Genomic DNA, 10,384 nt, shown 5'->3' with positions numbered 1-10,384 from the left:
ACTGCCAAAGGAATCTCCCACCGAACTAACTCGCCCCAAAGAACGAGAAGCCGGCCGGGGTATTACTTAATTGGCACTGGCTTATCAAGCACCCTGTTGAGTTCTCAAAGAACAACCACACCCGGCTGACCGCTCCGGGGCACTCGCTCAACTTTACTAGGTCTTCCTGGCCGTGTCAACCGGTTTCTCCCGGTTGATGCCGCTTCGTCCTAGTCTCCCGCGTCCTGAAGCGCGCAGCATCGCTGCGATCCGCAGTTCGAAGGATTTGGCAGGACGGCCGCTGCGGATCTCTCCGCTGCCTCGTCCGTTTCCCTGCCGGCCCGGAAAACATTACACGCGCGTTCCCTGGGCTCCAAATCGGGTACCAGTGTCTCGCATAAGGCCAGCTCAGCGCAGGTGAACCGGCCGGAAACCGGGTGGCAACCCGACATGAAGCAGGTGCCCACAGGACGCGGGACCAAACCTGAACCCGTACGGGAAGCTAGGTTGCGCGCATGATCGCACCGGGTTTTGAGGCTGTCGGCGAGGCGTTCGCGACCGATCCGCGTGGTGGGTCGGCGTTGACCATCCTGCGAAACGGCGAGCCGGTGGTGGAGCTGGTCGAGGGCTGGCGCGACGCCGCCCGCACCGTCGCCTGGGACTCCCGCACCCTCGTCAACGTGTATTCGACCGGGAAGCCGGTCATCGCCATGGCGGTGGTGATCCTGGCCGAGCGGGGCCGGATCGACCTCGACGCACCGATGGCCACCTACTGGCCGGATTTCCAAACCCCGGCTTCCGTACGGCAGGTGCTCGCCCACACCTCAGGGCTGGCGTCTTTTCCCGTACGCCGTCCGACTGCCGCTTTCGCCGACTGGGATCTGCTCTGTGGCGACCTGGCCGCAGCCACCCCGGAATGGGAACCGGGCACGATCGCCGGCGAGCACGCTCTCACGTACGGGCATCTGCTCGGGGAGTTGGTGCGCCGGGTCGACGGCCGTACGGCGGAAAGGTTTGTCGCCGAGGAACTCGGGTTCGATTTCGGCTACGCATTGTCCGATGAGGACATCGCGCGCTGCGCCGAGCTCGAGTTCGACCGCCCCGATTGGGCCGACCGCAATGCCGGCGAACCGGGGTCGTTGAAGGCGCGCGCGATCGGAAATCCGCTCGGCGCCCGCGACCTGGCCGTCATCAACTCCGACTTCTGGCGCCGGGCGACCGTTCCGGCGGTCAACCTGCACGCCACCACGACCGGGGTCGCCCGCTTCTACGCCGCGATTCTCGACGGTTCGTTGCCGGCGCTCGCCAAACCGCAGTACATCGGCCCGGATCTCTTCATCGGCGGCGAGACGACCTGGGGTCTCGGAGTGCAGATCGAGCCGGACGGCACGTGGGGCCACGGCGGGCTCGGCGGTTCCGCGGGTTGGGCCGATCCCGCGCGGGGACTGGCCGTCGCGTACGCAAGCCGGCTCTTGACCGACTTCGCCGTCGTCGACCGGATCGAGGCGGCATTGGCCGCTTAGAAATCCTTATCCGCCGTCACTCGTCGCCGATTCTGGCCCTCGCGGAAAGAGGGTTCAAAGGAGGCGGTTGTGAGGAAGCGGTGGCGGGCAGGGCTGGTGTCCGTCATTCTCGCGGCCACCTCACTGACGGTGCCCGCGGTCTCGGCTTCGGCCGCGCCCGCGGGCATCGCTGGAAAACAAATCGCGGCGCAGCCCGGAACTCGAGCCATGTGGCTGTGGGGCGCCTACGCCCCCACCGACGTGATCACTTGGGCCAGCACCCACCAGGTGACCGAGATTTTCGCGTACGTCCCGTGGTCGGTAGCCACCGACGGCAGCCTCCCCCGCCTGCGTGACCTGCACCGACGCGCCATGAAGGCGAACATCCGCCTGTCCGCGCTGGGCGGCGAGCCCGACTGGACCCTCCACCCCGAGAACGCCCTGGCGTGGCGCAACGCCGTCCTGGCCACCAACTTGTTCAGCGCCATCCACCTGGACGTGGAGCCCTACACCCTGCCGGCTTGGCAAACGGACCCGACCGGCACAAAGGCGAAGTACTTGGCGCTGCTGGATCGCATGCGCGCCGGAAGCCCACTTCCCATCGAGGCGGATGTCCCTTTCTGGTACGGCGAACACAAAGTCAACAACCGCAATTTCGCCGACGAGGTCCTCAAGCGCGTAAACGCCATCACGGTGATGAGCTACCGAGACACCGCCACCGGCCCGAACTCCATCACGGCCGTAAGCCAGGACTGGCTGACCCGAGGCACCACTGCCAAAAAGCGTGTACGCCTAGGAGCCGAAACCGACCCGCTCCCAGACTGCTCCTACTGCACGTTCGCAGAGGAGGGCGCCAGCACAATGAGGCAAACGCTGTCCACGGTAGACACCACCTCCCGAACAGCCCCGTCCTACGCCGGCATAGCAATCCACCGCTACGGCGCCTGGCGAGTGCTACGCCCCTGACCAGGACGGGGAATCCGGTCGCGCGGTCGGCCTACGGTTGGCACCATGCGGCGGTGATCGTTGAACGGGCGCGGGCGCTTTGGGTTTCGCTGGCTGGTGTACCGGTCGGCTTTCGGGCGTCGGCCGTCGAGGTCGTTGTTTCTCCGAAGTCGCTGCTGTGCCCGCCCGGGTGGGTGGGCATCGTGGTGGTCGGGGATGGCGCTATCGCCACCGCGCCCGATGGTGCGGCCGCCGGGATGATGGAACGTGCTCTCGCGGACCTGGATGTGTCGGCGATGAGTGATCCGGCCGTCGTCGGCACTCGGATAGCGGTCGACGAGGTCCTCGGGCCGGCGACCCTTGCTTATTGCGACGCTGCCACCTTTCGGCCGGTCGATTCCGGTGCCATCGAGTCGATTCCGGCGGACGATGCTGAGCTGAATGCGTTGATAGCGCGTGTGCCGGCCGACGAGGCTGGGGAAGCTGGTCTGGACGAGATCACCTCGCCCGCCTTTGTCGTGCGACAGGGATCGGAGTTGCTGGCTGCGGCCGGTTATCGCGACTGGCCGCTCGGCACGGCTCACCTCAGCGTGCTGACCGCACCCGAGGCACGCGGGCGTGGCCTGGCGAAAGCCGTAGCGAGCGCAGCGGTTGCGGCCGCTCTCGACGCGGGACGGTTCCCGCAGTGGCGGGCACGGCCGGTCGAGTCGCGGCAGGTGGCACGGGCGCTCGGCTTTGTCGAGGTGGGCGCTCAGCTGAGCCTGCGCCTCAAGCCGCCCCGGCTGGTGATTACTCGGTAGCCGTCTTCGAACTCGAGCAACGCGCTGTTTCGGCTTCCCCGCACGAGGATGCGACACGGGTGGCCGGCTCGATTGATGCCGTCGCCGAACCAGGGGACTACTGCTTTTACGCCCGGGTAGCTCAATGTGCGGCGGGTCCACGTCCAGACGTACGGGAAAATCATGCTCGGCGTTTGCGGGGGGCGGCTGAGCGTGGCGGCTCGGTGCGCATGTGGTCGCGGACCCGGGTCATGATCTCGCCCAGGGCGGCTACGTCATGGTCGGACAGCTGGTTGAACAGCAGGCGCTTGACCACCTCGATGTGGCCGGGGAGGACCTGGCCGATCCGGGCGCGACCGGCGTCGGTGATGGTCACCAGGGTGGAGCGCTCGTCCGCCGGATCAGGGGATCGGGTGATCAGGCCGGCCTTCTCCAGCTGGCCCGCCTGGTAGGTCAGGCCGCTGCGGCTGTGCACGGCGCCATCGGCCAGCTCGGTCATGGTCAGTTGGCCGTTGGCGTCGAAGAGGCGCATCAGCACCGAGAACTGGATGTCGCTGAGGTCGCCGTCGGCGCGGAGCTGCTGTTCGACCGCGTGCTGCAGCAGGTTCATCGACTCGACCAGCACGAAGTAGGTCCCCAGCTGGTGGGGCGCGAGTCCGGGCACAGAACCAAGGCTACCGCTTCGAAGTCGAAGCAAGGGGCGGAGTCCGTCGGCCTCGACGTTATGACGGACGCAACGGCCGACGGACCCCGCGTAGACCCGCCCGGGCGTACCGGGCGGGGCTCACGGCCGCAGCCACACCGCCTCATCCCGGTGTGACTCCAGCGGCCCCGGGTAGTCGAGGCCGCGCTTCACCTCGTCCGGCAGGCGCCAGGGCTGGTGCACGGCGCCGCCCTCGACTCCCTTGAGTTCGGGTACGTAGCGCCGAACGTACACGCCCTCGGGGTCGAATCGCTGGGCCTGACGGATTGGATTGAATTTCCGGTACGGGCGTGTGTCGTTCCCGGTGCCCGCCACCCACTGCCAGTTGCCCGAATTGTTCGGGACATCGCCGTCGAGCAGCCAGCGGAAGAACCAGTCCACCCCGTGCCGCCAGTCGACGCCGAGGTGCTTGGTCAGGAACGCCGCCGTGATCAGCCGGGCCCGGTTGTGCATCCAGCCCTCGGCGCGCAGCTGGCGCATGCCCGCGTCGACGATCGGCACGCCGGTCAGCCCGTCCTGCCAGTGCTCGAGGGCGGACTTGTCGTCGCGCCACGAGGTGTCGCCGGACGGCCGGATCGGCTCGGTCGACAGCTGCGGCATCGCCAGCGCGACCTGGTAGTAGAAGTCGCGCCAGCACAGCTGACGCACGTACTCCTCGGCCTCGTGCTTGATCGCGGCGTTGGCCAGTTCCAACGGCGACAGGCAGCCGAAGCGCAGGTACGGGCTGAGCCGGCTGGTCCCGTCGGCGGCCATGTCGTCGTGCAGGTCGGGGTACGGCCCGATGTGCCGCAGCCACGTCGCGAGCTGGCGGCGGGCCTCGGTCTCGCCGCCCTCGGCCGCGTCCGGCGACTCGCCCTCGGGCAACGCCGGTAGCCGGCCCACGGCGACTCCGTGCGGCATCGTGATCTTGCGGGGAGTGGCGACCTCGTCCCGCCACTTCGCCGCCCGCCACGTGCGGTGATAGGGCGAGAAGACCTTGTAGCCGTTGCCGCCGCCACCGGGACGCAGGGTGCCGGGGTCGACGATGGTGAGGCCGGGGAACAGCTTGAGCGCCATCCGGTGCCGCTCGGCCTCCTCGGTCAGTCGCTTCTCGCGCTTGCGGGCATAGAGGCTGACGTCGGCCGCCATGCCGATGCCCTCGGCGTTGACCGAGCGGGCCAGCTCGATGGTCTCGGCCACCGGGTCGCCCATCCGGATCACCAGGTCGCCGCCCTTGTCGCGCAGGGTGGAGCGCAGGTCGGCCAGGGCCTGGTGCAGGAAGCGGACGCGGTTGGCCGAGAGCTTGCCGAGCGCCGGGTCGAGCACGAACAGTGGCACCACCTGGTCGGCGTTGGCGCAGGCGGCGGCGAGGGCGGGGTTGTCCCGTACGCGAAGGTCGCGGGTGAACAGGACGACGGCGGTCTTCATCTCAGGCCGCCATTTCGACCGGCGTACCGGCCCTGGTCAGCAGGCTCCGGACGGCGACGGCGGCCCGTTTCCGGTTGGGCACGGTCGCGCGCCGGGCGAACACGTCGTAGTCGTTGGCCTCGATCTCGCCCAGGATCCCGCCGTAGAGGGCGAACGCCGTACGCATGCAGGCCTGCGATGCGGGTTCGAGCATCACGATGCCGAGAGCGGCGGCGGCGTAGTGCTCGCGGGCGACGCCGATCTCGTACCGGATGAGCTCCTTGATCGCCGGCGTCGCGACCTGACGTTCGAGGTCGGCGCGGGTGACGCCGAAGCGGCTGAGGTGCGACTCGGGCAGATAGACGCGGCCGCGTTCGAGGTCTTCGGCGACATCGCGGATGAAGTTGGTCAGCTGGAACGCGAAGCCGAGCTGACGGGCGGGCTCGCGGGCGGCGGCCGGATCATCCGACCCGAGGATCGGCAGCATCATCGTGCCGATCACGGCGGCCGAGCCCTCCATGTAGTCGAGCAGGTCGTCGTACGTGCGGTAGCCGGTCACCGTGAGATCCATCGCCATGCAGCGCAGGAACGTCGCGAAGTCGTCCACGTCGAGATCGAAGACCGCGATGGTGTGCAGCACCGCGGGCAGCAGCGGGTCGTCGACCGGCTCACCGCGCAGCCCGGCCACGAACGCGTCGGACCACTCGGTCAGCTGTCGCGCCCGCTCGTCCCCAGGAAGTTCCCAGGTTTGATCGACGATCTCGTCGGCATATCTGGTGAACCCATAGAGGGCGTGCACGTGCCGCCGCTTCCAGGCCGGCAGCAGCTTGGTCGCCAGGTAATACGTGCGGCCGTGCCGCTTGTGCAGCTCGCGACAGCGCTCGTAGGCGGCGGCCAGATCGGTGTCCACGGGCTCCTCCGGAAAAATCGACGCACGAATCGACGCAACTTCAAAACAAGGGTACGGTACGACCGTGGTCAACGACACGCTCGAGGGAAACCGACACCGGGGCATTCCCCGTCAGGGCGCGTCGCCCCACGCGCTGATAGATGCGATCCAGGGCACACTCGCCGACTTCCTGACGACCCAGATCGCGTCGCTCGACGCGGTCGACCCGGCGCTCGGGCGATTCGCCCGCACCGCCCGCGATCTGGTGCTGGCCAAGGGAAAGCGACTCCGGCCGGTCTTCGCCTACTGGGGCTGGCGCGGTGCCGTCGGCCCGGACGAGCCGCTGGAACCGGTGCTACCGGCGTTCGCCGCGCTCGAGCTGATGCACACGTTCGCGCTGGTGCACGACGACCTGATGGACGAATCGGACACTCGGCGGGGCCGGCCGACGGCGCATCGGATCTTCGCCAACCAGCACGAGCACGCCCGCCGCGCCGGCGACTCGGAGCGGTTCGGCTCGGCCGCCGCCATCCTGATCGGTGACCTCTGCCTCGTCTGGGCCGACCAGCTGCTCGCCCGCGCGGTCACGCCGCCGTCGGTCCGTGCCTACTACGACCGGATGCGCGTCGAAGCGATCGCCGGGCAGTACCTCGACGTGCTCGGCGAGACCCAGCCCGCCGAATGGTCGGTCGAACGGGCCCTGCTCGTGGCCCGGCACAAGACCGCCAGCTACACGGTTCAGCGGCCGCTGCAGTACGGGCTCGCCCTCACCGACCAGCTCGACGGCACGATCGAGGACGCCTACTCCGGTTACGGGCTCGCGATCGGCGAGGCGTTCCAACTTCGGGACGACCTGCTCGGTGTCTACGGCGACCCGGCCGTCACCGGCAAACCGGCGAGCGATGACCTGCGTACGGGAAAACCCACTGCTCTTCTCATGCTCGCCCGCAAACTGGCCACGCCGGCGCAACTGGCCGAACTGGCCCTTGACCCCGCCGGAGCTGTCAACCCCGCCGACGGCTCCGGCGGGCCTACCCCCGCCCAGTTGGAGCGGCGGGCCCGGGTGATCACCGAGACCGGCGCTCCGGCCCGGCTCGAAGGCATGATCGAGGAACGCGTCGCCGACGGGATCGCCGCGCTGGCCCGGGCCCAGATCCATGAGGACGCGCGTACGGCCCTGATCGAGCTGGCGGTCCGCGTGACCCACCGCCCGGCATGATGTCCCTCCGGGAGGTGCGATCCATGAGAACCGTGACAGGACCGACAGATCGGGTGGTCATCGTCGGCGCCGGACTGGGCGGGCTCGCCTGCGCCCTGCATCTGGCCGCGGCCGGACGGCAGGTGACGGTGGTCGAGCGCGAGTCGGTGCCCGGTGGCCGGGCGGGCAAGCTTTCGATGCAGGGGTACGAGTTCGACACCGGCCCCACCGTGCTGACCATGCCCGAACTGATCGAGGAGCCGCTGGCCGCGGTCGGTGAAAAGTTGAGCGACTGGCTCGAGTTGACGCCGCTCGACCCGGCGTACCGGGCGTACTACCCGGACGGCTCCACCCTGGACGTACGGACCGACACCGTGCGGATGGCGGCCGAGATCGCCCGGGTCTGCGGCGCTCGCGAGGCCGACGGCTATCTGCGCTTCGTCGACTTCGCCCGGCAGCTGTGGAAGCTGGAACGCGACCACTTCATCGACCGCAACCTCGACACCCCGGTCGACCTGGTCAACCTCAACCTGCTCAAGCTGCTCGGCCTGGGCGGGTTCCGGCGCCTCCAACCCAAGATCAACCAATACTTCCGCGACCCCCGTACGCAGCGGATCTTCTCGTTCCAGGCGATGTACGCCGGTCTGGCCCCGCACGACGCCCTGGCCATCTACGCGGTGATCGCCTACCTCGACTCGGTGGCCGGCGTCTACTTCCCCAAGGGTGGCATGCACGCCGTCCCGCGGGCCCTGGCCGGCGCCGCCGAGAAGCACGGCGTGACGTTCCGCTACGACACCACCGTCATCGAGGTGGAGACGGCCAACGGCCGGGCCACCGGAGTGCTGACCGCCGACGGCGAGCGCATCCCGGCCGACGTGGTGGTGCTCAACCCCGACCTGCCGATCGCCAAACGCGACCTGCTGCCACCGGCCCGGCCGCGCAAGCTGAAGTACTCGCCGTCCTGCGTCGTGCTGCACATCGGCTCCAAGCAGGGCTACACCAAGACGGCCCACCACAACATCCACTTCGGATCGACCTGGCACCGCACATTCGACGAGATCATCGACCGCGGTCAGCTGATGAGCGACCCGTCGTTGCTGGTGACCAATCCCACCCACACCGATCCCTCGCTAGCCCCGGCCGGACGGCACAGTTACTACGTGCTCGCCCCCACCCCCAACCTGTTCGCCGGTCCGATGGACTGGCGCGGCGGCCTCGCCGAGCGTTACGCGGCGTCGCTCGTCCGAACCCTCGAACAACGCGGCTACATCGGATTCGGTGAAGGCATCGAAGTGCAGCGGATCATCACCCCGGCCGACTGGGAGGAGCAGGGCATGGCCGCCGGCACGCCGTTCGCGGCCGCGCACACCTTCGCCCAGACCGGCCCGTTCCGCCCGTCCAACCTGCACCCCGGCCTCGACAATGTGGTCTTCACCGGCTCGGGCACCCAGCCCGGCGTCGGCGTCCCGATGGTGCTGATCTCCGGGAAGCTGGCTGCGGCCCGGGTGACGTCGTGACCCTCTCCGTATCCTCCGTTCGCGAGGGCCACCTGGTCGAGCTCGTCGACGCCGACGGGGTGGCCGTCGGCTCGGCCACCGTCGCCGACGCTCACACGGCGCCGGGTCAGCTGCACCGCGCGTTCTCGGTGTTCCTGCGCGACGCCGACGGCCGGGTGCTCCTGCAGCAGCGCGCGCCGGTCAAGACCCGCTTCCCGCTGCGCTGGGCCAACACGTGCTGCGGCCACCCCCTGCCCGGCGAGCCGGTGACGGTCGGAGCCGCGCGCCGCCTGGTCGAAGAGATCGGGATCGCCGACATCCCGCTGACCGAGGTCGGCGTCTACGCCTACTACGCGGAAGACCCGGCCACCGGGCGCGTCGAATACGAGTACGACCACGTGCTGGTAGGAGACCTTCCTTCCCACGTACGGGCATCGCCCGACCCGGACGAAGTCGCCGACCTGCGCTGGATCGACGTCCCCGCACTGCTCACGGATCTGGAGAACGACCCCCGGTCGTACGCACCGTGGCTGCACGGAGTCACCCAGCGGCTGTCTGATGGTCATTGAGGGGCTCACCGCCGGGGCCGTAGCCCGCCGCCTCGGGGTGGCGGTCACAACCCTGCGGACCTGGCACCAGCGCTACGGCCTAGGGCCCAGCGAACACGTACCCGGGCATCACCGGCGCTACACCGAGCAGGACCTCGACCGGCTCGAGGTGATGCGCCGGCTGACCTCCCAGGGCGTGGCACCGGCCGAGGCAGCGGCCTGGGCCCAGCGATCCTCCGCCGCGCCGTCGACCGGGCGCGCCGGCGGGGGACACGCCATCGCCCTGGGCCCGGTGACCCCGGCCGCCCGCGGACTGGCCCGGGCCGCCATGCGCCTGGACGCACCCGCGATGCGCGACATCCTCGAGATGGTGGTGACCGAACGGGGCGTCGTCGTCGCCTGGAACGAGGTGGCCGTCCCCGTGCTGGTCGGCGTCGGTGAGCGCTACGAAGCCACCCAGCGCTTCGTCGAGGTCGAACACATGCTTTCCCGTACGTTGACCGAAGTCCTCAGTTCAGTACCGCGCCCCGACAGCTCGGTACCCCCACAGGTGCTGCTCGCCGGGGCCGACGAGGAACAACACACCCTGCCGCTGGAAGCGCTGGCCGCCGCCCTGGCCGAAGTCGGCGTCCCCAGTCGTCTGCTGGGAGCTCGAGTGCCGCCGGCCGCCCTGAGCGACGCGATCGAACGCACCGGACCCGCCGTGGTGGTGCTGTGGTCACAAACCGAGGTGACCTCCGACCCCGGCCAGCTGAGCCGGGTGGCCACGGCCGGGCATCCGCCACCCCTGCTGACCGCCGCTGCCGGCCCCGGCTGGCCCGAGATCCTGCCCGACGGGGTGGTCCAGCTCACCGACCTCACTTCGGCCGTGCAGTCCATCGCGGCTGCCGTTTTCCCAGTTCAGCGCTGATCGGGATACCGGTTTGGAGGCGGGGCGGGGGATCACGTATGCTTTCCAA

The 10,384-nt window shown here is 69.1% G+C and carries 10 protein-coding genes; 7 read left to right on the top strand and 3 right to left on the bottom strand.

Annotation, left to right across the window (positions count from 1 at the left end; genetic code table 11):
• The first annotated feature begins 494 nt into the window (after window positions 1–494).
• From KOI35_RS42155 to KOI35_RS42145, 3 genes are all read left to right on the top strand, one after another.
• Window positions 495–1,502 carry a serine hydrolase domain-containing protein gene (locus tag KOI35_RS42155; protein WP_215795338.1) on the top strand — a complete coding sequence of 336 codons (1,008 nt, stop codon included), beginning with the start codon at window positions 495–497 and terminating at the stop codon, window positions 1,500–1,502.
• A gap of 96 nt (window positions 1,503–1,598) precedes the next feature.
• Window positions 1,599–2,447: a hypothetical protein gene (locus KOI35_RS42150; protein ID WP_215795337.1), complete on the top strand. Its 849-nt coding sequence runs from the start codon at window positions 1,599–1,601 to the stop codon at window positions 2,445–2,447.
• Window positions 2,448–2,500: 53 nt separating this feature from the next.
• The gene (locus tag KOI35_RS42145; protein ID WP_215795336.1) at window positions 2,501–3,226 is read left to right on the top strand and encodes a GNAT family N-acetyltransferase; all 726 of its coding nucleotides are present in this window, start codon (window positions 2,501–2,503) and stop codon (window positions 3,224–3,226) included.
• A 160-nt stretch (window positions 3,227–3,386) separates the two neighbouring features.
• Here KOI35_RS42145 and KOI35_RS42140 read toward each other — a convergent pair whose 3' ends face one another.
• From KOI35_RS42140 to KOI35_RS42130, 3 genes are all read right to left on the bottom strand, one after another.
• On the bottom strand, window positions 3,387–3,869 hold the full coding sequence (locus KOI35_RS42140; protein WP_308121390.1) for a MarR family winged helix-turn-helix transcriptional regulator: 483 nt from the start codon (window positions 3,867–3,869) through the stop codon (window positions 3,387–3,389).
• 120 nt (window positions 3,870–3,989) lie between these two features.
• Window positions 3,990–5,315 carry a cryptochrome/photolyase family protein gene (locus KOI35_RS42135; protein ID WP_215795335.1) on the bottom strand — a complete coding sequence of 442 codons (1,326 nt, stop codon included), beginning with the start codon at window positions 5,313–5,315 and terminating at the stop codon, window positions 3,990–3,992.
• A gap of 1 nt (window position 5,316) precedes the next feature.
• Entirely contained in the window at window positions 5,317–6,204 is an 888-nt protein-coding gene (locus KOI35_RS42130; protein ID WP_215795334.1) for a phytoene/squalene synthase family protein, read from the bottom strand.
• Window positions 6,205–6,268: 64 nt separating this feature from the next.
• Here KOI35_RS42130 and KOI35_RS42125 point away from each other — a divergent pair, with 64 nt between their 5' ends.
• Genes KOI35_RS42125 through KOI35_RS42110 form a run of 4 tightly spaced genes read left to right on the top strand, consistent with a single transcriptional unit; the run spans window position 6,269 to window position 10,335 of the window.
• Entirely contained in the window at window positions 6,269–7,402 is a 1,134-nt protein-coding gene (locus KOI35_RS42125; protein ID WP_215795333.1) for a polyprenyl synthetase family protein, read from the top strand.
• Window positions 7,403–7,425: 23 nt separating this feature from the next.
• The gene (gene crtI, locus KOI35_RS42120) at window positions 7,426–8,898 is read left to right on the top strand and encodes a phytoene desaturase family protein (protein ID WP_215795332.1); all 1,473 of its coding nucleotides are present in this window, start codon (window positions 7,426–7,428) and stop codon (window positions 8,896–8,898) included.
• Window positions 8,895–9,446 carry an isopentenyl-diphosphate Delta-isomerase gene (gene idi, locus KOI35_RS42115; protein ID WP_215795331.1) on the top strand — a complete coding sequence of 184 codons (552 nt, stop codon included), beginning with the start codon at window positions 8,895–8,897 and terminating at the stop codon, window positions 9,444–9,446. Before crtI ends, idi begins: the two co-directional genes overlap by 4 nt.
• A complete protein-coding gene (locus tag KOI35_RS42110; RefSeq protein ID WP_215795330.1) occupies window positions 9,436–10,335 on the top strand; it encodes a MerR family transcriptional regulator in 900 nt (299 codons plus the stop codon). The genes idi and KOI35_RS42110 overlap by 11 nt, the downstream gene beginning before the upstream one ends.
• Window positions 10,336–10,384: the final 49 nt, after the last annotated feature.

The organism is Paractinoplanes bogorensis (assembly GCF_018829635.1).
Lineage (GTDB): Bacteria > Actinomycetota > Actinomycetes > Mycobacteriales > Micromonosporaceae > Actinoplanes > Actinoplanes bogorensis.
Note: the sequence above shows the minus strand (reverse complement) of the source record. Positions and strands in the feature narration are given on the sequence as shown.